At 65.5% G+C, this 25,696-nt stretch carries 31 protein-coding genes; 14 read left to right on the top strand and 17 right to left on the bottom strand.

Annotated elements, in window-relative coordinates; all coding sequences use genetic code 11:
- Positions 1-167 precede the first annotated feature (167 nt).
- The gene (locus ACOGJB_RS15040) at positions 168-1,238 is read left to right on the top strand and encodes a hypothetical protein (RefSeq protein ID WP_419837904.1); all 1,071 of its coding nucleotides are present in this window, start codon (positions 168-170) and stop codon (positions 1,236-1,238) included.
- A gap of 2 nt (positions 1,239-1,240) precedes the next feature.
- Here ACOGJB_RS15040 and ACOGJB_RS15045 read toward each other — a convergent pair whose 3' ends face one another.
- Together ACOGJB_RS15045 and ACOGJB_RS15050 are read right to left on the bottom strand one after the other, a co-directional pair.
- A complete protein-coding gene (locus ACOGJB_RS15045; protein WP_419837905.1) occupies positions 1,241-1,663 on the bottom strand; it encodes a PIN domain nuclease in 423 nt (140 codons plus the stop codon).
- On the bottom strand, positions 1,654-1,926 hold the full coding sequence (locus tag ACOGJB_RS15050; RefSeq protein WP_419837906.1) for a hypothetical protein: 273 nt from the start codon (positions 1,924-1,926) through the stop codon (positions 1,654-1,656). Before ACOGJB_RS15050 ends, ACOGJB_RS15045 begins: the two co-directional genes overlap by 10 nt.
- Before the next feature lie 141 nt (positions 1,927-2,067).
- Here ACOGJB_RS15050 and ACOGJB_RS15055 point away from each other — a divergent pair, with 141 nt between their 5' ends.
- The 3 genes from ACOGJB_RS15055 (at position 2,068) to ACOGJB_RS15065 (ending at position 4,914) form a co-directional block, all read left to right on the top strand.
- The gene (locus ACOGJB_RS15055; protein ID WP_419837907.1) at positions 2,068-2,310 is read left to right on the top strand and encodes a hypothetical protein; all 243 of its coding nucleotides are present in this window, start codon (positions 2,068-2,070) and stop codon (positions 2,308-2,310) included.
- A gap of 138 nt (positions 2,311-2,448) precedes the next feature.
- Positions 2,449-3,129 carry a dienelactone hydrolase family protein gene (locus ACOGJB_RS15060; RefSeq protein ID WP_419837908.1) on the top strand — a complete coding sequence of 227 codons (681 nt, stop codon included), beginning with the start codon at positions 2,449-2,451 and terminating at the stop codon, positions 3,127-3,129.
- A gap of 183 nt (positions 3,130-3,312) precedes the next feature.
- Positions 3,313-4,914, top strand: coding sequence for a M1 family metallopeptidase (locus ACOGJB_RS15065; protein WP_419837909.1), 1,602 nt, complete (start codon positions 3,313-3,315; stop codon positions 4,912-4,914).
- Here the strand turns inward: ACOGJB_RS15065 and ACOGJB_RS15070 are convergent.
- Positions 4,895-5,788 (bottom strand): MaoC/PaaZ C-terminal domain-containing protein, encoded by an 894-nt coding sequence (locus ACOGJB_RS15070; protein ID WP_419837910.1) that lies wholly within the window; start codon positions 5,786-5,788, stop codon positions 4,895-4,897. The genes ACOGJB_RS15065 and ACOGJB_RS15070 overlap by 20 nt on opposite strands.
- A gap of 126 nt (positions 5,789-5,914) precedes the next feature.
- Here ACOGJB_RS15070 and ACOGJB_RS15075 point away from each other — a divergent pair, with 126 nt between their 5' ends.
- Genes ACOGJB_RS15075 through ACOGJB_RS15085 form a run of 3 tightly spaced genes read left to right on the top strand, consistent with a single transcriptional unit; the run spans position 5,915 to position 9,305 of the window.
- Positions 5,915-6,661 carry a lysophospholipid acyltransferase family protein gene (locus tag ACOGJB_RS15075; protein WP_419837911.1) on the top strand — a complete coding sequence of 249 codons (747 nt, stop codon included), beginning with the start codon at positions 5,915-5,917 and terminating at the stop codon, positions 6,659-6,661.
- Between the two features lie 23 nt (positions 6,662-6,684).
- Positions 6,685-7,935, top strand: a complete 1,251-nt coding sequence (locus tag ACOGJB_RS15080; protein ID WP_419837912.1) for a CaiB/BaiF CoA transferase family protein — start codon at positions 6,685-6,687, stop codon at positions 7,933-7,935.
- Complete coding sequence (locus tag ACOGJB_RS15085) at positions 7,935-9,305, top strand: CoA transferase (protein WP_419837913.1); 1,371 nt, start codon at positions 7,935-7,937, stop codon at positions 9,303-9,305. Before ACOGJB_RS15080 ends, ACOGJB_RS15085 begins: the two co-directional genes overlap by 1 nt.
- Before the next feature lie 11 nt (positions 9,306-9,316).
- Here the strand turns inward: ACOGJB_RS15085 and ACOGJB_RS15090 are convergent, their stop codons facing one another.
- Complete coding sequence (locus tag ACOGJB_RS15090; protein ID WP_419837914.1) at positions 9,317-10,060, bottom strand: helix-turn-helix domain-containing protein; 744 nt, start codon at positions 10,058-10,060, stop codon at positions 9,317-9,319.
- A 191-nt stretch (positions 10,061-10,251) separates the two neighbouring features.
- Between ACOGJB_RS15090 and ACOGJB_RS15095 the strand changes: the two genes are divergently transcribed.
- From ACOGJB_RS15095 to ACOGJB_RS15110, 4 genes are all read left to right on the top strand, one after another.
- Positions 10,252-11,364, top strand: a complete 1,113-nt coding sequence (locus ACOGJB_RS15095; protein WP_419837915.1) for an LLM class flavin-dependent oxidoreductase — start codon at positions 10,252-10,254, stop codon at positions 11,362-11,364.
- A gap of 421 nt (positions 11,365-11,785) precedes the next feature.
- Positions 11,786-13,078 carry an ISL3 family transposase gene (locus tag ACOGJB_RS15100; RefSeq protein WP_419837916.1) on the top strand — a complete coding sequence of 431 codons (1,293 nt, stop codon included), beginning with the start codon at positions 11,786-11,788 and terminating at the stop codon, positions 13,076-13,078.
- A gap of 65 nt (positions 13,079-13,143) precedes the next feature.
- On the top strand, positions 13,144-13,728 hold the full coding sequence (locus ACOGJB_RS15105) for a hypothetical protein (protein ID WP_419837917.1): 585 nt from the start codon (positions 13,144-13,146) through the stop codon (positions 13,726-13,728).
- Between the two features lie 35 nt (positions 13,729-13,763).
- Positions 13,764-14,639: a hypothetical protein gene (locus ACOGJB_RS15110; protein WP_419837918.1), complete on the top strand. Its 876-nt coding sequence runs from the start codon at positions 13,764-13,766 to the stop codon at positions 14,637-14,639.
- 72 nt (positions 14,640-14,711) lie between these two features.
- On the opposite strand, the gene ACOGJB_RS15115 is transcribed toward ACOGJB_RS15110, so the two are convergent.
- A complete protein-coding gene (locus ACOGJB_RS15115; protein WP_419837919.1) occupies positions 14,712-15,200 on the bottom strand; it encodes a type II toxin-antitoxin system HicB family antitoxin in 489 nt (162 codons plus the stop codon).
- A 3-nt stretch (positions 15,201-15,203) separates the two neighbouring features.
- Positions 15,204-15,410 (bottom strand): type II toxin-antitoxin system HicA family toxin, encoded by a 207-nt coding sequence (locus tag ACOGJB_RS15120; RefSeq protein ID WP_419837920.1) that lies wholly within the window; start codon positions 15,408-15,410, stop codon positions 15,204-15,206.
- A 216-nt stretch (positions 15,411-15,626) separates the two neighbouring features.
- On the opposite strand from ACOGJB_RS15120, the gene ACOGJB_RS15125 reads away from it, so the two are divergent.
- Both ACOGJB_RS15125 and ACOGJB_RS15130 read left to right on the top strand, forming a co-directional pair.
- Positions 15,627-16,160, top strand: a complete 534-nt coding sequence (locus ACOGJB_RS15125; RefSeq protein ID WP_419837921.1) for a plasmid pRiA4b ORF-3 family protein — start codon at positions 15,627-15,629, stop codon at positions 16,158-16,160.
- Between the two features lie 111 nt (positions 16,161-16,271).
- Positions 16,272-16,481, top strand: a complete 210-nt coding sequence (locus ACOGJB_RS15130; RefSeq protein ID WP_419837922.1) for a type II toxin-antitoxin system VapB family antitoxin — start codon at positions 16,272-16,274, stop codon at positions 16,479-16,481.
- A gap of 101 nt (positions 16,482-16,582) precedes the next feature.
- Here ACOGJB_RS15130 and ACOGJB_RS15135 read toward each other — a convergent pair whose 3' ends face one another.
- The 4 genes from ACOGJB_RS15135 to ACOGJB_RS15150 all read right to left on the bottom strand — a co-directional run bounded on the left by ACOGJB_RS15135 (position 16,583) and on the right by ACOGJB_RS15150 (position 19,951).
- Positions 16,583-16,783 (bottom strand): hypothetical protein, encoded by a 201-nt coding sequence (locus ACOGJB_RS15135; RefSeq protein WP_419837923.1) that lies wholly within the window; start codon positions 16,781-16,783, stop codon positions 16,583-16,585.
- A 9-nt stretch (positions 16,784-16,792) separates the two neighbouring features.
- Complete coding sequence (locus ACOGJB_RS15140; RefSeq protein WP_419837924.1) at positions 16,793-17,419, bottom strand: hypothetical protein; 627 nt, start codon at positions 17,417-17,419, stop codon at positions 16,793-16,795.
- 883 nt (positions 17,420-18,302) lie between these two features.
- Positions 18,303-18,764, bottom strand: coding sequence for a Zn-ribbon domain-containing OB-fold protein (locus ACOGJB_RS15145; RefSeq protein ID WP_419837925.1), 462 nt, complete (start codon positions 18,762-18,764; stop codon positions 18,303-18,305).
- Positions 18,761-19,951: a thiolase C-terminal domain-containing protein gene (locus ACOGJB_RS15150; protein WP_419837926.1), complete on the bottom strand. Its 1,191-nt coding sequence runs from the start codon at positions 19,949-19,951 to the stop codon at positions 18,761-18,763. The genes ACOGJB_RS15145 and ACOGJB_RS15150 overlap by 4 nt, the downstream gene beginning before the upstream one ends.
- A 119-nt stretch (positions 19,952-20,070) precedes the next feature.
- Between ACOGJB_RS15150 and ACOGJB_RS15155 the strand changes: the two genes are divergently transcribed.
- Positions 20,071-20,385, top strand: a complete 315-nt coding sequence (locus ACOGJB_RS15155; RefSeq protein ID WP_419837927.1) for a chorismate mutase — start codon at positions 20,071-20,073, stop codon at positions 20,383-20,385.
- Between the two features lie 34 nt (positions 20,386-20,419).
- Here ACOGJB_RS15155 and ACOGJB_RS15160 read toward each other — a convergent pair whose 3' ends face one another.
- The 7 genes from ACOGJB_RS15160 to ACOGJB_RS15190 all read right to left on the bottom strand — a co-directional run bounded on the left by ACOGJB_RS15160 (position 20,420) and on the right by ACOGJB_RS15190 (position 25,673).
- Complete coding sequence (locus ACOGJB_RS15160) at positions 20,420-21,028, bottom strand: isochorismatase family protein (protein ID WP_419837928.1); 609 nt, start codon at positions 21,026-21,028, stop codon at positions 20,420-20,422.
- A 94-nt stretch (positions 21,029-21,122) separates the two neighbouring features.
- On the bottom strand, positions 21,123-22,283 hold the full coding sequence (locus tag ACOGJB_RS15165; RefSeq protein ID WP_419837929.1) for an amidohydrolase family protein: 1,161 nt from the start codon (positions 22,281-22,283) through the stop codon (positions 21,123-21,125).
- Positions 22,284-22,371: 88 nt separating this feature from the next.
- Positions 22,372-22,782, bottom strand: coding sequence for a type II toxin-antitoxin system VapC family toxin (locus ACOGJB_RS15170; protein WP_419837930.1), 411 nt, complete (start codon positions 22,780-22,782; stop codon positions 22,372-22,374).
- Positions 22,775-23,002 carry a type II toxin-antitoxin system CcdA family antitoxin gene (locus ACOGJB_RS15175; RefSeq protein WP_419837931.1) on the bottom strand — a complete coding sequence of 76 codons (228 nt, stop codon included), beginning with the start codon at positions 23,000-23,002 and terminating at the stop codon, positions 22,775-22,777. The genes ACOGJB_RS15170 and ACOGJB_RS15175 overlap by 8 nt, the downstream gene beginning before the upstream one ends.
- 120 nt (positions 23,003-23,122) lie before the next feature.
- On the bottom strand, positions 23,123-23,719 hold the full coding sequence (locus ACOGJB_RS15180) for a hypothetical protein (RefSeq protein ID WP_419837932.1): 597 nt from the start codon (positions 23,717-23,719) through the stop codon (positions 23,123-23,125).
- 26 nt (positions 23,720-23,745) lie between these two features.
- On the bottom strand, positions 23,746-23,973 hold the full coding sequence (locus ACOGJB_RS15185; protein WP_419837933.1) for a hypothetical protein: 228 nt from the start codon (positions 23,971-23,973) through the stop codon (positions 23,746-23,748).
- Between the two features lie 2 nt (positions 23,974-23,975).
- On the bottom strand, positions 23,976-25,673 hold the full coding sequence (locus tag ACOGJB_RS15190) for an N-acyl-D-amino-acid deacylase family protein (RefSeq protein WP_419837934.1): 1,698 nt from the start codon (positions 25,671-25,673) through the stop codon (positions 23,976-23,978).
- Between the last annotated feature and the right edge of the window lie 23 nt (positions 25,674-25,696).

Here is a 25,696-nt window from a genome sequence, read left to right on the forward strand (position 1 = left end):
GCGAACTTCTCCAAGAGTTGCGACACCCGCAATCGCGTGAGCAGCTACGACTCGTCGCCAACGACGCCTTTGGCTTCCGCTGGCAAGGCGTCAATCCGATTGGCTTCCGGCTGAATTGGCTTAGGTCCGGGGGCCTTGCCGAACGTTTTGCTGGTGGGAATTATCGGGTGACGGAGGCTGGGCTTGCGTTTCTCGAACTAGTCGTACTGCAGCGCCCGACGACGGTGTCCGTTCCCCTACCTGATGAACCCCCTCCCGAGTCAGTCGCCGAGACGGCGCAGGAAGACGCAGGAGAGGCTGGCGAGTTCGACGCAGATGATGGCCGAGGGCCGAAGCCCAGCGTGCCTGGCACCAAGTTGCTTCGTTCTGCCCGAGATCTTGCTTCCGAGATCGGTGAACGGCTGGTGTCGCTGTCCTGCGATGGCTCCAAACACCAGGATTTCGAGGTCGCTGTGCGCGACGCATTTGAGTTTCTCGGTTTCGAGGCCGAGCACCTCAGCGGTCCCGGTCAGACAGACGTCTTGCTGACCGCCACCCACGCGGATGGCCTCGACGGCAAGAATCCGTCTCCGAACTGGCGGTATCGCGTGACGGTCGACTCGAAGGCTGCGACGGGAGGCAGGCTCATAAGCAACCAAGTCAATTGGCCGGCGCTCGAGAAGCACCGCAAGCAACACGACGCCCAATTCTCGCTGCTGGTAGGACCCGGTCCAGCAGGCCAACTGCTGCAGTTTGCGGCGGATCAAGCTGTGGGCGTACTTGACGCCTCAGCGCTTTCAGCACTCTGCGAGGCCCACGCATCGGCACCTCTCGCCACCAGCGCCTACTTCGCGTTGTTCGCTGACAGCGACGGCAATGCCCGTGGCGGCCTCATCGATACGAGCGTGGTTGAGTCCGCGCGGGCGGAGATGGTTCTGCGTCGACAACTGATGGTGCAGGCATTTGAGGCGGTGGAGTCCATTGCGCCCTCGTTCAAGCCGCCAGACGCTGGCCTCGTCCACTACAACTTGAGTCGAGAGAATTCTGGGCAGCAGATCTCGGAGGCACTGATCGCTGAGGCACTCGAACTGCTTGCGACACCGTGGCTCAGTGCTATCGCTCCAGTCAGCGATGGGAACGGGTCTGCGCGGTACGTTCCGGCCGCTCCTGGACACGAAGTTGCGCAGCGATTGCGATGGCTAGCTGACGCATTCGACGAGGCGGCAGACGACGAGAGCGAGTCGTCCGTGGCGAGCTGAGTTCACAGGGATGGCTCGATGGCGAGCCGTTCGACGGGTTGGCCGGTTAACTCGGCGATGAGTTCGAAGTCCTTGTCGACGTGCAAGATGGTCAGGCCCTCGAGTTCGGCAATCGCGGCGAGCAACAAGTCGGCAACCGAGGGAGCCCGGTGGTGTCCCTGCCCGACCAGCAGCGTCTGGACCTCCACGGCTCGTTCCTCGGCTGCTGCGGTCAAGTCTTGCGCGAGCATCTTGTTGAGGGGAAATCGTGCGAATTGACGCTGATACTCTGCGGCGGAGCGTGCGGAATAGCCGAGTTCCAGTCTCGTGACGGTTGATATTCGCACGAGTCCGCGCTGTATTCGTGTGGACCACTCAGTTGCGTCGCGAGCAGCTTCGAGCCGAACCAGTGCAGATGTATCGATGAGCCACTCGGTCACCGCCACGCATTGGCCATGATCTCGGGATCTCTCGCATCGGCGAACGTCTCGGCAAGCCTGCGAAAGCCGTCCAAGGCTTCCTCAAGCGTCGGTGCTTCCTCGGATTGCTCGTCGAATTCAGTTGCTCTTGCCGACAGCGGACGCATATCTCGCTGGTGCGACAGCAAGTCACGCAGGTACTCGGCACGCGAGACCCCGCGAAACGCCGCATTCGAGTCGATGATCGCCATGACTTCTTCAGGAACGTCTCTTACCACGAGGTCGGCCACCACGAACCTCCTTCCGTGTCGGCTATCCCACGGTATCTCCATCCGTGCCAGCGGAGAACCTGTTTTCTCGCGGCGGGGCCATGTCGTGTTAGGTCTCGCGCAACAGATCCTGAGCCCTCCGGGCGGTGCCAGACAGGGTCGGTGGCCGCAGGTCAGGAGGCCCCGATGAACGAGTACCTCACCCACATCGCTCAGGCAGCAACCGACCCTTCGCTCGCTTCGAACGAAGCCGAAGGTGTCAGAGCGCGCCTCAGGCTCGCTGGCTATCTCTCCGACTTTGACGCTTGCGACGTGGCGCGACCCGACGAAGACGCGGTTGCTGCTGCCCGTCAACGAGCAGGCCGAGGGACTCCCTTGTCGGAACTGGTTCGCGCCATTCGGTGACAGTGTTTCTCGATCATCCGCGCTCGTCGAGCGCTATGCCGAGGGTCTCATCGCACTGTGGTGAGCACGAGCGGTATTGCGACCCCTCAACGGCCGCAGCGCTGATGATTGCGAGTCGGTGCGGTAGACATTGGCGCCATGGGACAGACGATCGAACTGACAGCTTCTGATGGCGCGACGATCAGCGCCTACCGGGCCGATCCCGATGGGGCTCCGAAGGGCGGTGTGGTCGTCGTGCAGGAGATCTTTGGGGTCAACGACCACATCCGCAGCGTCGCTGACGGCTATGCGGCCGACGGCTATCTGGCGGTGGCACCTGCGCTGTTCGATCGCGTCCGAGGCGGGGTCGAGCTCGGCTACGACGCCGAGGGCATCGATATCGGGCGCAAGATCGCCTTCGAAGACCTCACGTCCGATCAGGTCATGGCCGACATCTCCGCGGCGGCCGACTGTGCATCCGAGGGCGGCAAGGTCGGCATCGTCGGCTATTGCTGGGGAGGCTCGATGTGCTATGTGGCCTCGGCACGCCTTGCCGACAGGATCGCTGCGGCATCTGGCTACTACGGCGGGCAGATCATGCCGCATCTCGATGAGCGCCCGCAAGCGCCGCTGCTGCTGCACTTCGGCACCGAGGACCACGGCATCCCGCTGGAGAACGTGCACGCCATTGCCGAGCGCTGGGACCACATCGGCGTTCACATCTACGACGGTGCAGACCACGGCTTCAACTGCGATGCCCGTGCCAGCTTCAACCCTGATGCCGCGGCACTGGCCCGCCAGCGCACACTCGATCATTTTGCTGAGCACCTCAGCACCTGAGCACCTCAGCACCTGAGCACCTGAGCACCTGAGCACCTGAGCACCTGAGCACCTCAGCACCTCAGCACCTCAGCTGAATCGTCGGTTCTCCGGTTGGGCGTCGCTGAGCGCCTGTGGGACGAGCGCCAAGGTGATCAGGCTCCGTCGCGCTCTTCTGCAAGAGTGCAACTGATGCATACGTGGATGAGGGCAACAGTGCCCGCGCTGGCGCTCGCGTTGGCGCTGTCGGCGTGCACCAATTCCGATGACGGGCGCAGCGGTGTAACGCTGCCGGCGCCGACGACCGCAGAGCCAGCGACCGACACATCCGCCGCGGCGCCGTCTCCATCGACGACAGCGGCCCCCGCACCGACCACAGCGGTGCCACCAGTCACCGAGCCACCCACCACCTTCACGACCGCGCCGCCGCCACCTGCTGCTGAAGCGCAAGAGCACGCAGTGCCGCCACCAGGCGCTGGTGCCGGCGACAGCTTCTACCCGTGGCTCGGCAACAGCGGCTACGACGTCACCCACTACGACCTCGCGCTCGATGTCGACCCGGACGCCAACGCCATCGACGGCGTCACGACCGTCCACGCGGTTTCCACCAGTGAGCTCGAAGCGATCTACCTGGACCTGTCCGGCCTCGAAGTCAGCACCGTGAAGGTGGACGGCACCGCAGCCGAGTTCTCGCGCCAGGACGCCGAACTGATCGTCCAGCCATCCGCACCGGTTCCCGCCGGAGTCAGCTTCACACTCGAAGTGGCCTACTCGGGCACGCCCGAGCGCATCGACGATCCGGGCGTGCCGTTCGTCGAGATCGGCTGGTTCAACGAGGGCGGCGTGATCTTCACCGCCAACGAGCCGTCGGGCTCGATGTCGTGGTTCCCGGCCAACAACCACCCGACCGACAAGGCCACCTACACCATCGCCATCACCGTGCCCGAACGCCTGACGGCAGCCTCGAACGGCCTGCTCACGAGCGAGACCGTTGCCGACGGCCGCCGAACGGCGACATGGCAGATGAACGACCCCATGGCCACCTACCTGGCAGCGGTTTATATCGGCGAGTTCGAGCGCCATGAACAGGAGACTCGCGAGGGCCTGCTGATCCGCGACTACATCCCCAGCTCATTGACCGGCGAGGAGCGCCAGGCCACTCTCGAAGCCCTGTCTGTCACCCCGGGCGCCATCGAGTTCTTCGAAGAGCTGCTGGGCCCGTATCCGTTCGATGCGTACGGCACGCTCGTGCTGCCGTTTCGCACCGGCTTCGCCATGGAGAACCAGACGCTCTCGCTGCACGGCAACCAGACGCTGAACCCGCTGATCATCGGTCACGAGCTGGCGCACGCGTGGTTCGGCAATTCGGTGTCGCCGGGGGACTGGAGCGACATCTGGCTCAACGAGGGATTCGCGCACTACCTGGCCTTCCTGTATCTCGCCGACTACGAGGGCAGCGACATCGGCGCGCTGATGGCCCAGGAGCTGCAGGCAGCGCGCGATGCAAATGCCGTGCCCCCCGCCAGCGTCACGCTGGAGCAACTGTTCGACTTCAACTCGGTGTACCGGCGGTCCACGCTGAGCTTGCACGCTCTGCACCGCCACCTCGGCGACGAGACGTTCTTCGAGGTCGTGCGGCGCCACTACCAGCAGTCAGCCGGGGGCAGCGCGACCACGCCCGAGTTCATGGCGATCGTGGCTCAGCTCGGCGGGCCCGAGGCTGTGGCCCTGCTCGCCTCGTGGCTCTACAGCCCCGAGATGCCGTCGACCCTCGACGACCTCGCTGTCAGCGACTCAGCAGGATGACCCCGCGGTCCACTGCTGGGCCGCCTTCGGCATTGAGCACGTCGAAGCGCACCGCTTCGGTGACGTCGTCGTGATCGTTCACCGGGATCGTGTCCCAGACGCGCACCGTGATCGTCGACGGCATGAGCACCATGGCTCGGAATCGGCAGGCGATGCGGCGGACTCTCGCTGGATCGCCGCCGGCTACGGCGTCGACGACGGCTGAAACGCCGAGCGCCAAGGTGGCGGTTCCGTGCAGGATGATGCCGGGCAGCCCTGCTTTCTCGGCAACAGCCGCGTCGGTGTGGATCGGATTCCAGATGCGAGCGCACTCGGTGTAGGTGTGCGCTGCACCGTGCGCGACAGGCACCGGAATCTCGGCCATCGGCTCAACGGGCAGTTCGCCGAAATCCGGTTCGGCTGGCGCATCGGGATCGGGCCGGTTCTCGCCTGCCGTCTCGACGTCGAGAAACAACCCGCCTTGGTAGGTCGTGGCGACCGGATTGCCGTCTGCGTCGACGGTGTCGATCCGCATCGTTTGGAACGTGCCGGGCTTGCGCTTCTCCACACCGGTGTAGGTCACCTTGGTCGACAGGTGGTCGCCCGGGCGCACGAGCCGGTGCACCGTCAGGTCGTGCGTCGCGTGCACCGACCGCCGGACCTCATCGGGTGTGATGCCCCAGCGATCAGAGATGTCTCGACCGGCGACGATCACGGGCCACTCCGGGCACACCGCAAACATGGGGTGCGCCACCACACCGTCATCGGCGAGCGTGTCGAAGTAGCAGTCGTGTGTGTCGCCGAGCGAGGCTGCGTACGCCATCGTCCAGCGCTCGTCCACGTCGTGGGCAATGGGCCCGATCGTCTCGCCCACCATGTCTGTCGGTACTGGCATGGCCGAAGCGTAGTGACACTGCCCGATCACGTTCGATGACGACAGCGCGCTCTGCGGTTTGTCCCCAGGAGTCCGATTTCCCAAGTAAGTCGTCGCGATGTCATCGCGGAACGCCAGAATCACCGTGTGGCAAAGCGGGTAAGCAGATGGCAGCTGCGCGGTCCGGGAGGATTGCTGGCCGACGACGGCCTGGCCGGATTGACGGCGTGGCGGGCGACACGCGGGCTCATACGCATCCTGCTGTTTCGTGTCTACCGACTGCGCGCCACCGATCAGGAGCGCCTGCGCGAGAGCGGCCCGTTGATCTATGCGCCCGTTCACCGCAGCCACCTCGACGGCCCGCTCATCGGGGGCCTCACCCAGCGCCGCGTTCGCTACCTCGGCAAAGAGGAACTCTTTCAGCCCAAGCCGCTCGGCTGGTTCATGCGCTCGATCGGCACATTTCCGGTGCGACGCGGCGAGGCCGACCTCGACGCGATGCGCGCGGCGCTGGGATTGCTGCAGGGCGGAGCGGCAATGTTGGTCTTCCCGGAAGGGACTCGCCAGCCCTCCGATGAGATCGGCACCGTCTTCGACGGCACGGCATGGCTGTCCGCGAAGTCGGGAGCACCGGTGCTGCCGGTGGGCATCGCCGGTACACGCGAGGCGATGCCCAGCGGCGCGAAGTTCCCGAAGCGGACGCAGGTCGCGATCGTGGTGGGGGCGCCGCTCGCTGCGCCGACCGGACCGGACGGCAGCCGTGCCAGGCGGCCGGACATGACGGCGTGGACGGCAACGCTGCGAGCCGCGCTCGAGGACTGCCAGCGGCGCGCACGAGCGCTGGCAGACCAGCCCGGCCGTGCGCGCACGCCCATGCGCGACCTGGTGCCGTGATCGGGCCGGATCACCGTTCGCCGGTGTGGCCGAAGCCCGAGCCGGGCGCGCTCGCCGGAATCCGCGTCTGTGATTTCACCGGACAGCTTGCGGGCGCTGGCGCCACCAAGATCCTGGCGGCGCTCGGCGCGGAGGTGATCCGCATTGAAGACCCGGTCAGGCAGGGCCGCTGGGACATCCTGCGGGGCACCCAGCCGTTCGTGGGTGAGCACCGCGGCATCGAAGCCGGTGGCTCGTTCAACAATCACAACGCGGGCAAGCTGGGGATCACGCTCAACCTGCGGGACGACCGGGCGAAGGATCTGCTCCGCGACCTGATCGCCGCCAGCGACGCAGTCACCGAGAACTTCGCAGCTGGCGTGATGGAGCGTTTGGGCTTCGGCTACGAGGCGCAACGGCAGATCAAGCCCGACATCGTGTACGTGTCGAACTGCGGCTTCGGCGCTGATGGCCCCTATGCCAGCTTTCGCTCGTGGGGCCCGATCGCACAAGCCGTGTCGGGTCTCACGTTCCAGTCGGGGCTGCCCGATCTGCCGCCCGCAGGGTGGGGCTACTCGTTCATGGACCACACCGGCGCCTACTACATGGCGATCGCGATCGGCATGGCACTGTTTCATCGCCGTCGCACCGGCCAAGGCCAGTGGGTGGACCTGGCGTGCATCGAGGCGGCGGGCACGCTGCACGGCGCAGCCTCGCTCGACTTCACCGTGAACGGCCGCCCGGCCCGGCGCAGCGGCATGCCCAACAGCAACCGGTCCCAATCTCCGGCGATGGCGCCGCACGGCATCTTCGCGTGCGACGGCGACGACGAATGGGTGGCGATCGCCGTCCGTGACGACGAAGACTGGCAGCGCTTCGCGGACAAGATCGGCGAGCCGTGGATCGGCGACGAGCGCTGGCAGCGTCTCGCGGGTCGCTTGGCGCACGAAGACGAGCTGGAGCAGCTGGTCGGGGGGTGGACGGCGACGCGCACCAAGCATGCTGTCTCACGCCAGCTCGTCGTCGCTGGCGTGCCCGCTGCGCCGGTACTGCGCCCGAGCGAGCGCATCGATGGCGATCCGCGAACCGAGGACTGGGGGATGTGGGTCACCGTGCCGCACAGCGAGGTCGGCGACACCCGCGTCGAGGGACTGCCGGTCCGGCTGTCGGAGACTGACTGGGCGATCGGCCGCGCCGCACCGTGCCTCGGCGAGGACAACCAGTACGTGTTCGGCGAGGTGTTGGGCCGCAGCGACGATGAGATCGCTGCACTTGCTGCTGAGGGGGTCATCTGATGTCCCCCCAGGACGCCCCGTCGCCATTGAACGCCCGACCCCTCGACGGAATCCGGGTTATCGAGCTGACGTCGGAACGATGCGCTCTGGCGGGAAAGCTGCTCGCCGATATGGGTGCCGACGTGATCGTCGTGGAACCGCCCGGCGGATCCCCGATGCGGGCCTACGAGCCGTTCGCCGCCGACCTGCCAGATCCCGAGGGCGCCCTGTGGTGGTGGCACTACAACACCTCGAAGCGCTCGGTGGTGGCAGACCTCGACACCGCCGAGGGTGCCGAGGATCTCCGCCGTCTCATCAGCACAGCAGACGTCGTCATCGAAGCTGAGCCCTTGGGCCGACTCGATGCTCTCGAACTCGACTGGCCACAGCTCGGCGCTGCACGACCGGCCGAAGCGTCCGCTGAGGGGGAAGCCGTTGCTCACACCGGGCCGCGAACGGCTGCCGATGCGATGAGTCCCAGCGATGGCCGGACTGCACCGAACGCATCGAGCCCGGACGGACCGGCGGCATCGGGACGCAACGAACGCCTCATCTGGGTGTCGATCACGCACAACGGGCGCGAGCGCCCCGATCCGCCGGCGACCGATCTCACCGTCCTGGCCGAGGGTGGTCCCGTGTGGTCGTGCGGGTACGACGATCACACTGTCCCGCCGGTCCGAGGCGGCGGGAACCAGGGCCTGCAGATGGCCTGCCATTACGCCGCGGCGACGCTGATGGCGGCGCTGTGGTGGCGGGAAGACTCGGGCCGAGGGCAGCTCATCGATGTCTCGATGCTTGCCGCCGCGAACCTGACCTGTGAGTTCGCGACCTACTTCTGGCTGAACCAGCAGGTCGATGTGCAGCGCCAGACTGGCCGCCACGCTCTTCCGCAGATCTCCGATCCCACCCAGGTGCGCTGCGCGGACGGCCGCTGGCTCAACACCGGGGTGCCGCCCCGCCGCGGACCGGAATTCGCGGCGCTGGCCGGCTGGGTGGCAGAACTCGGGCTCATGAGCGAGTGTCCCTACACCGAGTTGCTGAAGCTGGGCGAGAGTTACGAGCAGATCGACATCCTTCACCTCGACGCCGACCCGCTCGGTGCCGAGGTGTTTGGCGCCGGGCGAGACACCGTCAACTTCCTGGCCGAACGGCTCGGCGCGCACGAGCTCTTTGTGGGGCTGCAGTCGATCGGGCTTGCCTGCGGCATCGTGTATTCACCCGAGGAGATGCCGGCCGACCAGCATTTTGAGGCCCGCGGCTTCCCCGTTGAGATCGACCACGATGGCACCCCGGTGACCTACCCGGGGGCGCCCTACAAGTTCTCTGCCACACCGTGGCACGCCACCAGAGCGCCTCGGCTGGGCGAGCACCAAGACCTGCTCGCCGACTGAGTGCTGTGCCGCTATTCGTCGGGATTGTGGAAGCGGCCCGCTTTGGCTAGCTCGCGCACCTCGGCGCGCTCGTCCGGTGTCAGGCACTCGAAGTCGGGCGCATGCAGTTTGTCGGTGAGCGCTTCGATCTCCTCGCGAGCATCAGCGAGATGGATGACGTCGGGGTAGGGCTTCTTCCAGCCGAAGAATTCGGCGTTCCACTCACCGGCGGGCCCCGACAGGATCGCCTCGAGCGGTCCCATGCCCAGTGCCTGCACGGCGACGGCATGCCGGCCGAAGCGCAGCTCCCGCATGATCTGAGCCATGAAGAAGGCGTGCGCCGGTCCGGGTTCGCTGGGCCGTGGCAGGTCTCGCCAGCCGACGAATGTCGGCGCACCCTGCGGGGCAGCGGAGTCCACGACGCGCTCCAGCAGTTCGCCCAGTCGCTCAGCACCGTCCATGCCAGCGAGTCGTTTTTCGCCGTACTCGGCGCAGATGTCAGCCCAGATCAGCGCTCCCTGCGATGGATTCATGACCGCACGGCCTTCTTCGACCATCGAGCGCATCTTGTCCGGAGCCCAGAAGAAGGCGGCACCGACGACGTTGTCGACCGGGCATTCGCCCAGCACGCCCAACCGTCCGGTGGCGTACGCCCCGAAACCCTCTGCCATGCCGCGTTGGGCTGCCTTTTCCAGCGTGGACGGGTCCATCAGCCAGTCCATTGCCAGCATTCCCACTGAGCCGCGCATGCTGCGCGCAACTGCCGTCGTCTCCATGACCGAACTCTCCTGATTCGACTCGGCCTGACGCTAACCGCCTGCCCCGTCATCGTGCATTGGTCGCTATCGCCGTGTGGCTGGGAGATGGCTCGTGTCGTCCGCCGCGACCGCACGGCCACGGCGGGTCGAGAATCTGCCTAACATTAGATTTTGGCCGCGCCAGGGGCGGTCAGACCAGGGGGCACGTCATGCACGTCGGTTATTCGGCCGTTTTCCAGAATCCGGAGAATGCGCTCTCAGACCGAGAGGTCTGGGACCAGGAGATCCGTATGGTCGAGGAGGCCGAGGATCTCGGCTTCGACTCGATCTGGACGGTGGAGCACCACTTCACCGACTACACGATGTGCCCCGATCCGGTGCAGTTCCTGACGTGGGTCGCCGGCAAGACCAACCTGCAACTCGGCACCGCAGTCATCGTTCTGCCATGGCACGACCCGATGCGCGTCGCCGAGCAGGTGACCATGCTCGACAACCTCTCCGATGGTCGGCTCATCCTGGGCATCGGCCGGGGTCTCGCCCGCATCGAGTACGAGGGCTTCCGGGTCGACATGAACTCCAGCCGAGAGCGCTTCCTGGAGTACGCCAAGATGCTCATCGAGGGCCTCGAGCAGGGCTACGTGGAGCACGACGGCGAATTCGTGAGCCAGCCCCGCCGCGAGATCCGCCCACGGCCCGAGCACTCCTTCAAAGGCCGCACGTATGCCGCCGCAGTGTCGCCTGAGGGCATGCCGCTCATGGCGCAACTTGGCATCGGCCTGCTGGTGATCCCCCAGAAGCCGTGGGAGATCGTGGAATCCGACTTTGCCGCCTACCACGGCGAGTGGGTCAAGCACCACACTGCGCCGCCGCCGCCTCCGCTGTCAGGCGGCTTCTGCTGGGTGGACACCAACGCCGATCGCGCCGAAGAAAAGGCGATGGAGCACATCGGCAACTACTACGGCACGGTCATGAAGCACTACGAATTCGGCCCAAAGCGGCCGCACGAAGGCGTCAAGGGCTACGAGTTCTACGAGGGCATCTCCAAGTACATCGACCGTCACGGCGCCCGCGGTGCGGCCGAGGACTTCACTCGCCTCATGCCCTACGGCACGCCCGACCAGGTGCTCGAGAAGCTCCAGGTCATCAGGGAGAAGATCGGCATGGCGGCGTTCTTCCCGAACCTCTGCTTCGCCGGCATGAATTGGACCGAGGCGCGTCGCAACCGCGACCTGTTCGCCACCGAGATCCTGCCCGTGCTCAAGGAGTGGGGCGCCCCGCCGGTCGGCCTCGCCGCCACCCAGACAGCAGCTGCAGCCGCGTAGCAACTGCTGCCTGCGTCGCGCGCGCGTCCAGCACCGTCGGCGCGAACGGGGCTGTGCTTCGAGGCTGGAAGAAGATATGACATATATCTCTTCGGCTGTCGGGTGCTCAACATGTATGTCATAAATGGACGTCGGGCAGAACACCCCGCCCTGATCGAGCAGGCAGTCGCCTCGCTGCGATGACCGCTAGACGACACGGCCGGTCCTGTCCTCGCGTGCACGGAGCACCGAGAGTCGAAGCGCACGGTTCCGGCGCACAGTTATGACATACATCTTTTCTGCCGTGTCACGCTCTACATGTATGTCATAAGCGGCGCTTCGCACTCATGATGGTGGTTGTGTCCTCGACGGGTCCGGGTTGGATAGGGAGGGATCCCCCAGAATCGGAGGTGCTTTGTTGCCCTGATTCGGGAGGATCCCTGTGGCTGTTGACCTTACGCGTGCGTTGTCGTTGATTGTCGGTTTGGGTCCGGGTGTGGCTGTGCTCGATGTTCGTGCCCGACGTGGCGGCCCGCTCGAGGTGGAGATCGAGTTGACCCGCCGGCCGTGCTGCGGGGGTTGCGGTGGGCCGGTGTGGGTGCACGGGACCAGCAAGGTGAAGATGGCTGATCTGGCCGCGTTCGGCCGGCCGGTGCGGCTGGTGTGGAACAAGCACCGCTGGCGGTGCCCCCATGGGTCGTGTGCGGTGGGCACGTTCACCGATCAGGACTCTCAGATCGCGCCGCCGAGGGGGCGCATGACCGCTCGGGCTGCTCGCTGGGCGACTCGCCGGGTGGGCGATGGACGGGCGATCAAAGAGATCGCAGCCGAGCTGGGATGCAACTGGCACACCGCGATGGCAGCGGTGCACCGGTGGGGCCAGGCGCTGCTCGACGCCGACGCCGGCCGCGTCGACGGCGTCACCGCTTTGGGGCTCGACGAGATCTTGATGTTCCGCCGCGGCCGATACCGCGAACAGCAGTGGGGCACCACGATCGTGGACGCCCGAAAAGGCAAACTGCTCGACATAGTCCCAGGCAAAAGGGCTAACGGAGCGACCCGCTGGATCCGCGGGCGCACCTCGCGGTGGCGACAGCAGGTGCGCTGGGGTGTGATGGACCTGTCGGGGCCCTATCGCAAAACGTTCACCGACGCCTTGCCCAAAGCGATCCAGGTCGCCGATCCGTTCCATGTCGTCAAGCTCGCCAACTCGGCCGTCGACGACGTGCGCCGACGCGTCCAGAACGAGACCACCGGCGGACGCGGCACCAAAGGCGACCCGCTGTATCGGATACGGCGGCTGCTGCACCGAGCCCACGAACGCGTCACCGAACGCGGCGAGGCGAAACTGCGCGGCCTGCTCGCCGCCGGCGACCCACACGGCGAAGTCCGCGACGCATGGCACGCCAAAGAAACCCTTCGCATGACCTACCGCATCGGCGACCATGAAATCGCCCTCGAAGCCCTCGACGAGCTGTCACGCGACCTGCGAGACAACACGTACTCCCCGGAGCTGAACCGGCTCGGCCGCACCCTGCACGCCTGGCGCACCCAGATCACGAACTGGCACCGCTCACAGGTCACCAACGGGCCAACCGAGGCAGCCAACAATTTGGCGAAACTGATCAAGCGCGTGTCGTTCGGGAACGCCAACTTCGACCACTACCGCATCCGAGTGCTGCTGTATGCCGGCAAACCCGACTGGACCCTGCTCGACACCCTCACTCCACGCTAAAACACGAAGAGCCATCAAATTACGCGTGTGCTCTGCGAGAGGATCGAACGATCGCATGCTGGGGCATGGGCAAGGATTGGGAGCGTGCTGATGCGTCCGGAGTTCTCGATACGCCCGCAGGCACCTATGCGGCCGTCAGCCCAGGTAACCGTCATGCCTGTGCGCTGAGGACCGATGGAGCGATTCGATGCTGGGGGGACGAACGAGCAGGACTCACGGACGCTCCAAGCGGTACGTTCACGGCCTTGGCTGCCGATGGCGGGCCGTGTGCGGTTCGAGCCGACGGGGCTGCACACTGCTGGGGTCCGACATTCAGCGGGCAGCAGCAATTCGACTTCGGCGGCAACGGCAGCCAACTGATTGCGAGCATCGCAGGCGGCAACAGCACGGTATGCGCCTTGGACACGAATTCGCACTTGGCTTGCAAGCATGCGCAACGTGCCAGTGTCGTCGGCAACGAAATTATCGAAGCTGACGGATCATCGTTCGACGTATCCGTGCCGAAAGGACCATTCTCATCAGCCAGCGTGGGCTCTCGGTCAGGTTGCGGTATACGTCCCGACGGGTCGATTGCGTGTTGGGGGCAGGGAGTCGCGAACCTCCATGCCCCCCAGGCGCCTATCAGGCATTGTCAAGCGGCTGCGGCCTGAGGCAGGACGGCGCCATCGCTTGTTGGAAGAGTTTCGTGGCCGCAGATCTTCCCAGCTCCGGCTTCGGACATCCCTTCCGCAACGGTGTCGTGGTCTTTCCAGGCACGTACTCGGCAATGAGTTCAGGGCCGAGCAACTCCGGGGACTCATACGTGTGCGGAGTCGACGCTGGCGCCGCGATCAACTGCTTTGGGCTGGACTTGGCGACTGGCCGGGCGCTGCCGCAGGGCCAGCGCATCGAAGGCAGCTACCAATCTGTGGTCGTAGGACCCGGTGCCGCATGTGCGCTGAGAACCGACTCGACGATTAGTTGCTGGGGCGAAGAAAATGCACGCCAATTCGGAATGCTCGACGCCCCCTCGGGCACGTTCACCCAGATCAGCGCCAGTTTCCTGCATTTCTGCGCCATCCGAAGCAATCAGTCCGTGACGTGCTGGGGCCACAACGGAGCGGGCCAACTCGATGCTCCAGGCGGCAGATTCACGTCAATCAGCAGCGGCGGAGATCTGACGTTCGGCGTTCGCCCCGACGGCTCAGCAGTCAGCTGGGGCGACCACAATTGGGGTGGCGGCTGGGCCAACTGGATCGGATTCAGCCCCGAGCAGCGGTTCGCATTGATCAGCTTGGGCCCAGGAGGCGGCTGCTACGTCGGGCCCGGAGGATCTACTGGCTGCTTCGGACCGGCCGGTTCCGGGGTGAGGCCGCCTCATCTGTCTCAGCTTGGCCTCGACGAATCGGGCAAGTTCCTCGAGTGGACTTCCATAGATTTCAACTCACGCTGCGGAATCCGCAGCGACGGCGGCGTCACCTGCTGGCCCGAACTGCCGGACGGCGTCACCTGGCACACCGCCGAGACAATGATCTGGACCTACGGCAACGACCTGCCCGGGCCCCATCAGTGGGCATGGTGACACCGTGCACATCTCGGTCGCACCCATCAGGCGGAGGGCTTGGCGCGGGTGATCCTCGCGTGCTGGGCTGATTCAGAGGACTGGCGCGGGTTCGCGGCTGGGTGCCCACTGTTCGAGCGGGGTGGCTTCGGTGACGATTTGCAGGCCGAGGGCGGCCAGGGCTCGTTCGACCTCATCGGGCTTGGCAGGGCGGTAGATGTCGGTGAGTCGCCTGGCGTGCGCCGGGCGCATGCCGATGCGGCGCGCCACTTCAGTTGGCTTGATTCCCTCGGCTCGCATGGCCTCATAGAGGGCGAGCTGTGCTGCGACCGGCGCCGACACTGCGACGAGCACCTGGCCAGGCTCGGGATCGCTTGGCTCCGGCAGGGGCTCATTGCTGTCGATGCTGAAGCTCAGCGCCGTCTCGAGGCAGTCCCGCAGGTGACTGTTCACTTCCTGAACCGACCAACCGCCGGTGATGGCAGGTGGCACATCAGGAAAAATCGCGACGTAGGCCTCGCGACCCGTGGTCTCGGCCTCCTCGTCGTCCAGCGCTATCTCACATGGGTAGGAGTACCTCATTGATCAGAATTCCGCCTTGTCGATGTCAAGCTGCCGGAGCATCGCCCGCAGCCTGCCGGGCTGCAGTTCACCCATGGACAATGTTGTTTCCCGGTCGCCGAGCCGAACTCTGGCGTGGCTGCCCTTGCCGCGGTCGGGCCGGTAGTCAACCTGCAGCCCACGCTTGCGAGCGTAGCGGCGAAGGCGGCGCAGGAACTCCCGGTCCGTCATGCGCCGCGAGACCACTGTCGCAACCGTCTCGCGTCAACTGATTTTCTGAGCGGGCACCTCGAACGCTGATCGGCCGTGATGGTCGCCGCCGCGCCGACCGAGCGCAGCGGATGGAGGCTCCCTGATGAGAATCGGCCCGACGTGCGCGCGCTTGATGGGCGATGACATCGCTCACGCAGAACCCTTAGCCAGCCGGCCGCGACGCGGAGCGCAGCGTTGAGCGCCGCGCGTGCCTCAAAGTCCGAGGAAGTGCTGCTCTACGAGCTGCTCATCACCCTTGACGGTGCTCATGTACAGATAGACCGTCGCGTGCTGGTGCCCGGACAGGCCACGTTGGGGGATCTCCATGTCGTCATTCAGCTCGCGATGGGCTGGCAGGACTGCCACCTGCATGCGTTCACAGATCGCAACGGGACCACCTACGGCGATAGCACCATGAGCGGGTTGGACTTTTCCGAACAGTCGACGTTCCGTGTGTCGGAGGTACTTGCGGAACCAGGCGACGAGATCGAGTACGAATACGACTTCGGCGACTCATGGCACCACCGAATCGAACTGGTGCAGATCCGACCCGACGACGGACAGTGCACTCAAGGCGCTCGAACCGACGCTCCTATCAAGTCACATTCCTTCCGACCGGCTGGTGCGCGCCCCCGACACGACACAGGCCGACAGATCGTTTTCAAGGCACAAAACCAGCGAAGAGCCGAGTCACACCAGCACCCGTCGGGGGCACAACCACCAGTATGAGTGCGAAGAGCCTCATTGCTGTGGCGGGGACGGGCATCATGCACGTCCCGGCCTCAACCGCTGAGCGCCGCTGCTGAGCTGGCATCCGATGTGTTGGTGTATTATTGGTGTATGGCACGCACAAACATCGACACTGACGAGGCCATGTGCGCGAGGGTCATCGAGCGCTACGGACTTGACAGCAAGCGAGCCGCGGTGAATTTTGCCCTCGAACTCGCAGCCGAGGAGCCGATGTCTCTCGATGAAGCGCTCGCTATGCGGGGCACCGGATGGGAAGGCGACCTCGAATCGATGCGCGGGGGCCGGGTCGAACACTTGTGACGAACCCGCTGGCAGTGTCGGCCGATCCGGCGGAATCGGTGCTCATTGAGCGGAGGTGTGCTCTCCGATGCCGGGGCAGGAGATTGGGCGGGGCTTCTTCGTCAGGCACGGCGCTCATCACGGTCTCGTTGACGTTGCGCGACCTCTCGGTAGTGCTGTGCATCGCCTCGCTCAACGAGCGTCGGGGCGACCGGCGGAAGATCAGGCAGCGGCGGCGGTTCTGCCGGTTGAGTCGACGGCGCAGGGTCGTTCTGCGGTGCGGGAGCTGTGCTGCCGCCTTCGTCGGAAGTTCCGCGGGACATGGATTCACCCTACACGCCGCCGTTTGCACCGGCGCAAACGGCGGCGCGGCGTTCGCAAGTTCCGTGGGGCATGGGATCACCCTGCCCAACGAATGCCGACCACAAGACGACGGCGCTCAAGGTAAGCAGTACGAGGGCTGAGACGAAGCCGCGCTGCGCGCGGCGGACTTGCGTCTCGTTGGCTGCGAAGACCTCCTGGTGTGAGCGAACTAGCACCCACCGGAAGTCATGTGCATCGGCCCCGAGCCGATACGGGCGGTTGATGAGTTCTTCGATGCTTGGTCCTGCCTGCCAATCGCGCGGTCGCAGCACGTCGAACGTCGTCCAAAGGCCACCGAGGAGCAGAAGACCGGCGACGATCGCTCGTGTCAGCGGCAGGCTCCCTTCGAGTCTCGTCAGTGCTAGGGCTGTCGCCGGTAGTGAGATGCCAAGGAATAGGGCGGCGACACGGCGCACATATTCGAGACGCTCATCTTGTTCTCTGCGTTGTCGCAACACCTCCGTTAAGATCAGGTCAATCGTCTCGTGACGGTTGGCGAGCACTTCTTCGGCCGGCAGATCCGAACTGACGGGAAATGTCGCGGACTCGGTCGCGTTAGCTGGAGCCTCGGCTCTCTTCGACGATCGTCGAAACACGCGGGTACTTCTACATGGTCGGTGGTCGATCTCCGCGGTCGATTTCCACTGTGGCCCAAGTAGGGCCCGCCCGGGGGCCACTTGGGTGAAGGTTGCCGGTGGACGAGCGTGTAGGACCAGTCTCCACCAGTGCGGCACGGCCTGACGACTCGGCCACCAGACCCGATCTACTACAGAACCGCGGCGGCTACGGGAGGTCGAGTGGCTCCGATCCTTCGGTGTCAGTATCGAGATCGGTAGGGACGCCGCCGGCTTCTTCGGCGCCTCCGTGCTTCAGCCCGATAGGTGTTGCTGTCGTCGTCATCGTCCGCGAGCAGGCACCAGATCAGCAAGATGAGTGACACGACAGCGCAAGCAATGAGGAACAGGCTCACTGCAGCCGCGACAGCCGCGTACGCTGCCGGGAACACCGACCACCACCAAACAGAAAACCACAACATTCAGCCTGCGCGAAACAGTGAAGATGTGTGCGGGGAGCGGGCCGTTAGCTGCTTCAAGTCGAGAGGGCGTACGAGATGTCCGAGGATGAGCGGCAAGTCAGCCCGCCAGCAGAGGAGACGCGCCGAATCCCGTTGGGCGTCTATACCCCCAAGGCTGGCGTTGGGCCTGCGGATGTGCCCACGAACGCTTTCCGGCCGCGTCCCAAGCCCGACAAGCCGCAGAACGGCAGCGAGAACTAGAATTCGCGGGCGTGCCCCAGAGCTACTCCGCGGCGAAATCAGACGCAACACACCGCCTCATCGCCGATCAAGCCAGTTGGTGAATGCCTGAACACGGTTGTCGGCCCAGCGCAATGCCCGTGTACGCGTGTCGACGGCCACCGCAATCTCACGCTGTTTCACAGCCCTTCGACGAGCGAGCACAGCCACGCTGGCAAACCAAGTCAGACGGTGCTGGAGACCTGCCATTGGACGAGGGTGAACGGCGGGCTGCCGTCGTCGTGGTCTTCGAAGACGGCTTCGACGTCGCTGCCGATGACGATGTCTTGCAGCGGGTCGCCGAGCAGGTTGCCGAGCATCCGCAGGTTGTCGGCGTGGGGCAACTCGACGAGCACGACGATGTAGGGGCCGTGGTCGGCCAGTGCCGGATGCACGGGGTGGTGCACGCGCTGCCAGGAATAGATGCGGGCCCTGGGCTCGACCGTGACCCATTCGACCTCGAACGACTGGCAGGCGTGGCACATCCAGTCGGGACCCCACTGGTGGGTGCCGCAATCGGCGCATCGCTGCACCCGAAGTTGGTGTTCGCGTGTGCCCTCCCAATACGGCAGGTCGAGGCCGTCGCGCATCGGCGCCGGCTGCGTCAAGCCTTTCGGCAGGTAGGTGCCCTCGGCAAGCGCGTTCATCCGAGTACCTCGGCGGTGCCGTAGATGGCGGTTGAGGCGATCTCGACCATCGGGCCGGCATTCGACAGCGACACCTTCACGTCGGGCACTTGGTTGGTCGAGTCGCCACGCACCTGGCGCACTGCTTCGATCTGCATGCCGAGGCCGTGCATGTAGCACTCGGCGAGGTTGCCGCCGCTGGTGTTCAGCGGGAGCGAGCCGCCGTCCGCTCGCAAGTTCTCGAAGGTGAGCACATCATTGGCGTTCTCGTAGGTGCACAGGCCGTGCTCGATGAGACTCATCACCACGGCACCGGTGAAGTTCTCGTAGCTCTGCATCACATCGACGTCGTCGGGTGTCACGCCCGCCTGTTCGTAGAGGTGCTGTGCCGCAAGCTTGAAGCTCGACGTCGCGTAGTCGGTCGGGTTGTGGACCCATGCGCCCGAGCGATGCCCGCCGCTCTGCTGAGCCGCCAGTACCAGCACGGGTGTGTCGCTCAGATCAGCGGCCCGCTCAGCGGAGGTGACGATCATGGCGGCGGCGCCGTCGTTCTCCAGGCAGCAGTCATAGAGACGGAACGGCTCGGTGATCCAGCGCGCCGAGTCGTACGTCGCTGCGTCGAGCGGCCGGCCGTGCATGACCGCCCGCGGGTTGTTCTGCGCGTGGTGATATGCGGCCAACGCCACGGCTCGCATCGTCGACCGGTCGATGTCGTGCTCGTGCATGAGCCGGGTGGTGCGCATTGCGTACACCTGGGCCGGGCTCATGACGCCGTAGGGAATGGTGTAGGCGTACTCGCCGCTGATTGCCGGCCGCCGGCCGCCTTGGCCGAACCGTCCGTACTGCCCCTGGGCGAGGCCTCGGTAGGCGACCACGACGTCTGCCGAGCCGGCGAGGACAGCGCCGGCGGCATTCTGCACGACTCCGGCCGCCCCGCCGCCACCACCACCCCACTGCATGTTCGAGTACCGCAGCTCCGACAGGCCGAGGGCGTTGGCAAGCCGGGCGGGCGTGTTGCGGTCGTTGCTATAGGAGCAGAAGCCGTCGATCTCGCGGGGGTTGATGCCGGCGTCTTCGCAGGCCGCCAGGATCGCCTTCAAGACGAGTACGAACTCCGGATCGGGCGACTGGCCCCGCTTGAAGTAGGTGGTCTCGCCCACACCGGCGATGGCCGTTCGGCCGCGCAGCCCTCGCCCTGATTCGCTCACGGCCGCAAACCGTAGCCAAGCATCGCCCGCTTTCGCCTAGAACTGCCGGACACGGCCGTGGGGCTTCGCGGTCGCCGAGCCGGTGCCGGTCGCTGCTCGACGGGCTAGAAACAGAGCCGATGTCCGACGAAGAACTCGCTGCACTCCGCCGCAGCATCGACAAGGTCGACGCGGAATTGGTGCGCCTGCTGGCGGAACGCTTCCGGATCACTCACGACATCGGCATCTACAAGGCGGCAAACTACATGCCGCCGGTCGATCTGGTTCGCCAGCAGCAGCAAGTGGACGGGTTGCGCCGGCTCGCCTCGGCGGAAGGTCTCGATCCTGATTTCTGTGAGCGGTTCGTGCACTTCGTCATGGACGAAGTCGTCCGCAACCACCGCCACATCGCCGAATCGGCCAGCGAGTTCACCGTCGAGCACGAGACCCTCTAGCGGGTCGCAACCGCCGGGCGGTCGAGAGTGCCCCTCAGCGTGAGCCGATGACGTCGATGCCAGCGGCGGCGAGCTCGGTTCGGGCCGCTGCGGTGGTCTCGGGCGCTACAGAGGCCGAGAGTCTTTCGATCACCTTGGTCGCGTAGCCGTTGGCAGCAGCATCCACCGCGGTTGCTCGCACGCAGTGGTCGAACGCGAGTCCCACGACGTCGACTTCGGCCACACCGGCAGCCGCTAGCACCTCGTCCAACGTTCGACCGTCGTCGTCCACACCTTCGAAACCCGAATACGCCGCCTCCCCCATGCCCTTGCGCACCTTGGCGTCGATCCTGTCCGCGACGGGATCGAGTGCCGGATGCAACTCGGCCTCGGCAGTGCCGGCCACACCGTGCGGTGGCCACGTGCTGACGAAATCGGGCTCGTCGCTGAAGTGGTCGCCCGGGTCGATGTGCCAGTCCTGCGTGGTCACCACCAGGTCGTAACCGTGGTCATCGGCGAGTAGGGCCGCCACGCCTGCGGCCACGGCATTGCCACCTTCGACGGGCAGTGCGCCGCCCTCGCAGAAGGTCGGTTGCACGTCCACCACGAGCAGTGCCGAGCGGGCTCCGCTGCGCTGGGGCTGCTGATCGAGATTCTCAGCCATGTCTGCTCTCCTGCGCCGCGGATCGTGCCGCAGGGCGCGGCTCCCGCAGCGCTGCAGCGACAAATCTACTGTCAGCCCAGGAGGGCCAGCGGCGCTAGACGCCGAGCAGGAATGAGGCGTTGCCCGCCCAGAAGGGTGCCGTGGTGCCCTCGCTGAGCCCGGCCGCGCTGAACGACGCTTGGAACTCGGCGATCGGGTCGCGGCCGCCCTCTGGGTGCGGCCAGTCGGACGAGAACAAAAACAGCTCCGGACCGGCGTTCGACACCAGCCAGCCCACGTCCTCGAAGTGCCACGGCGTGAATCGCACCTGCCGGCGGACGTAATCCGAGGGGGCCATGGTCAGGTTCGACAGCTCGGGCTCGTGACGGCCGAACGCCAAGACGGCGTTGTCCAACGAGCGCAGCAGGTTCGGCACCCAGCCGGCACCCAACTCGATCAGCCCGCACCGCAGCTCGGGGAACTTCTCGAAAATGCCGTCGAGCACCATGCACGCCAGCAGGTTCTCGGCGTCGTGGTAGAGGTTCAAGAAGTCCTTCGAGCGCATGTTCTCGCCGCCGCCCACGAAGTCCTTGCCGGGGTTCCGACCGTTGTTGTGGTACGTCATCGGCAGCTGGTTGCCGCCGTTCGGCCCGAGGTGCAAGAGCACCGGCACGCTGGCTTCGGACAGCAGCGCCCACAGCGGATCGAAGTCGGGATGAGTGGGGCTCACCTCTGTCGGAATGCCGTGGGGGATCCACGCAGCCCGGCAGCCGGCCTCGATGGCTTCGCGGGCGCACTCGACGGTGCGCTGCGGGTCTTCGAGCGGCACGAACGCCACGCCCAGCAGGCGCGGATCCACCGAACAGAAGTCGGCAATGCCGCGGTTGTGCGCCGCCGCGCCCCCATAGGCCAGATCGACATCGCCGCGTGCGTGAAACTGCGTGTGCGCAAAGGTGGTGAAGACGAGTTGGCTGGCGAAGCCCAGCTGGTCGAGGGCGCCCACACGTTCGTTGGCATCCATGGAGCCGTAGGCGAAATAGCCCTTCGGACCGCCCACGACGTCGGCTGCCAGCTTCGCCGTCTCCTCAGGATTGTCGCGGCGCGCCCAGCACTTCTCCACGAGTTCGAATGTCGCGGCATCGCCACCGCCCGCCAGGCTCAGGTCCCGGAGCTTGGCGGCCACCGAACTGTCGGCATAGCTCGCGAGCCAGTCCACTGGCTCCATCAGGTGGCTGTCGGTGTCGTGAACAAGCCGCTCACCTGCATACGTCGTCATGATTGTCCCCACAGCTTGAGTTGCCGGATTGTTGATCCGGAGTGCCCAGTCTCGCAGCCGAGGATTCGGAAGTCTCGCGACGTTTCGCTTAGTCGCCCGTCGTCTCGGGCGTGTTCGGCGCCTCTGCCGCTGGAATCGCGGCGACCAGCCTTCGATCAGTGGACAGTATGGGTATGTGGAGCCGGTCGGCGAGCGCGGCGTACAGTGCATCTGCCAGCCGCAGGTTCTCGCGATAGTTCCATGCGTCGGAGAGCAATGGAGCCAGTTGGTGCCGCTGTATGGGCATTCGCTGCAGGATCCCCAGTCGTAACGAGACCGCGTCGGCACTGAGAGCACCGGCGCGATGGTGTCGGCCGATTGCTGACAGGACTTCGGCATCGAGGTGAGCCGGCGCGTGTAACTCGTTGTGACTCAAGCGGGATCTGATCGCGCTGGCCGCCGGAGCGTCGATGAGCACGTCGACGACGGCCGACGCATCCACGATCAGCGACTTACTCATCGAACTCGAATTCGTCCCTGACGGCCGTGATGACTGCTTGAGCCGTCTCGTCGTCGATGCCCGTGGGAGGCAAAGCCGCCACTTCGTCGAGCCAAGCGTCAAGTGATTGGCGATCGAGCTCCCGCTGGATGGCCGCCTGCGTGAGGCCAGACACGTTCAGATCGGCTTCTCGCGCTTTCGCAGCCAGATCGTCCGGCAAGTAGACGTTCACGCGTGCCATGCGCATAGGGTACACACTCGCTCTCAGTTGGTCCGCCGCAGACGAGTACCGCCAGCATGGACTCATCGTTGAGCGACGGGCAAACGCATTTCGGCACGCCGCCGACACGCCTGCGTGCGACTAGATTCGTTGGCTCTTGACAGGCCCTTGGATGTTGAGCGGCTTGTCGAGCTTGGCGATCTCTGCGGCCTCAAGTTCACGTGCTTGGCCCTCATTCAAGCCGTGCTCGATGACTTCCAGCACGTACGGGATGCCTTCCGCGATTCGTGCGTAGACCTCAGCTGAGCCTCCTGTTTGTCTCGCGTTGCCGGAGGCATGTTCGGCATGGCGAGCCTCCAGCGTTCGCTCTGTAAGGCCTACATAGCCTTCGCCAGTCTCGAAGCGGTATCTGTAGACCAAGTAACGATGGCTCGGTGGCAATGGAGTGCCGGTCAGCTGTTCCAACGATCGGTATGCCCTCTGGAGCTTCTGCAGGTCCTGATCCAGTTCTCGCAGTTCATCTGATGTTGCTCCGGATGCCCGTCGGCGGCGGAGTTTCCGCTTCGCCCGGTCGAATCGCCCCCATCGCTGCTCTGCTTCGGTGCATGCGGCACAGGGGTCCTCGCCATGGCTCCGGTGGTATTGGAAGCCTGCGTGCGTGCCACAGGGGCGCCGGGGTTTGCCGTCGACCATAATTCGCCGACGGCCGCTGACTTCAGCCAGATAACCCTCGCTCATGGAGTAGCCCTCTGAGTTCATGATGGCTACGGGTTCGAGACAGCTGGTCTCCCCGGCAATGGCTCGAACGATGAGACGACATACCATGTGTCGTGGGCAATGTGGCTTTCGAATCGACCCTCGGCGGCTTGGCGCTGAAGTTCTTCCCAGGTGCAGCCAGCCTCGGCAAGAGCGTTGTCGATCATGACGCGCATCTCGTCGTCGTTCAGCACGATGACCTCGATGTCGTCGTACTCGGTGCCGCAGCAAGTCACTGTCAGCCGCCGTGGCGGAGGAGGTGGCCGCTGTAGGTCTCGGTTTGGGTGTCTTCGGAAATGGTTTCTTGGCCGTTCACGATGACGCTGCGGTAGCCGCTGGCCCGCTGGATGCGGCGCCACTCGCCGCCCGGCAGGTCATGGACGACCTCGTTGGGGCCGATTTCCAGATTCTCGGGGTCGTACACCAGCACGTCGGCGGGTCCGCCGTGGCGGATCAGCCCGCGGTCACGGAAGCCGGCGAGCTGTGCGGGCAGCGCCGACAGGCGACGGTGGGCTTCCTCGTAGGTCACCCACTGGTTCTCGCGTACGTGTTCGGTCAGCGTCTCAGTTGGGTAGCGCCCGGCCGTGAGGAACTTGGTGTGCGCACCGCCGTCGGACACACCGAACAGCATGTGCGGGTACTGCACCACGTCGCGCAGCAAGTCTGAATTGCCCTGCGGCGGCGCCACGAAGAACAGCGTGTCGAGCCCGTCGGTGACCGCGACGTCGAGCATCAGGTCCACTGGGTCCTTGCCGGCGATCTCGGCTGCCTGCCCGACGGACATCTCCCGGTACTGCTCGGTCGAGGGGCTGCGCGGCGACAGGATCGTCACCGTCTCGAGCGGCGCCGTCGCGGTGCGAGGAAGGGTGTCCTTGAGGGCCTGCCGGCGGCTGGGATCGGACATCTTCGCCAGCCGTTCGGCCTTGTCACCCATGCAGGCTTCCATCCACGCTTCGGAGTCGTCGTAGAGGTTCCAGTCTTCGAGCGTGAAGGTGAACCCTGCATCGCTGGTGACGCCTTGGCCGTAGACCGGCACGCCCTGCTCGCGGCAGCGCTCCAGCCATTCGATCTGGCGCTGGTGGATGGTGGGCTTGTCCTCGAAGGCCTGCACCACGTTGTGCAGCAGCGGGCGGCCGCTGATCGACGCGATCTCCTCGAGGTGAGCGAGGTCGTGGGTCACGTTGCCGCTGGTCAGCGTCATCTGCACGACACCTTCGTTGCGCTCTGCCAGCACCCGGGCGAGAACGAGCGCCGTCTCGTCGTTCATCATGTCGGTGGGCATCGGCGTGCCGTCCCAGTCGCGCTGCACCGCAGCGGGGCCGGTGGGAGGCAGCCGCTGGGCCGACCAGCCGCAGCCGCCGGCATCCATCGCCTCGTGCACCAGCTTGGCCAGCATCTCGTGCTCGCCCACGGTCGGCATGCGGCCGTCCTTGGCGTCGTCGAGGCCGAGCACCATCACCAGCATCGGGCCGATCGGCACGTAGGGGAGGATGTTCAGCGCCTTGGGCGTGCGCTCAAGGCTGTCGAGGTACTCGGGGAACGTCACCCAGTCCCACGGCATGCCCTGGCGCATGGACTCATAGGGGATGGCCTCCACCCGGGTCATCGAGCGCATGGCGTACTCACGCATGTCGGGGTCGACCGGGGCGAATCCGAACCCGCAGTTGCCGATGGCTACCGACGTGATGCCGTGCCAGCCCGACAGCGTGCAGTAGGGGTCCCAGAACACCTGGGCGTCGTAGTGGGTGTGCAGATCGACGAAGCCCGGGGCGATGTGCATGCCCGAGGCGTCGATGACCTTGGCGCCCTCGCGGGCATCCACACGTCCGACGGCGGCGATCCTGCCGCCGGCGATGCCGAGGTCACCGCGCACTCGTGGCGCTCCGGTGCCGTCGAAGATCATTCCGTCTTTGATGACGATGTCGTAGGTGCTCATGGCGATTTCTCCTGGAGCTCCCG

Origin of the sequence: Candidatus Poriferisodalis sp., assembly GCF_965208895.1 — a bacterium.
In the GTDB taxonomy this organism is placed as follows: domain Bacteria; phylum Actinomycetota; class Acidimicrobiia; order Acidimicrobiales; family Poriferisodalaceae; genus Poriferisodalis.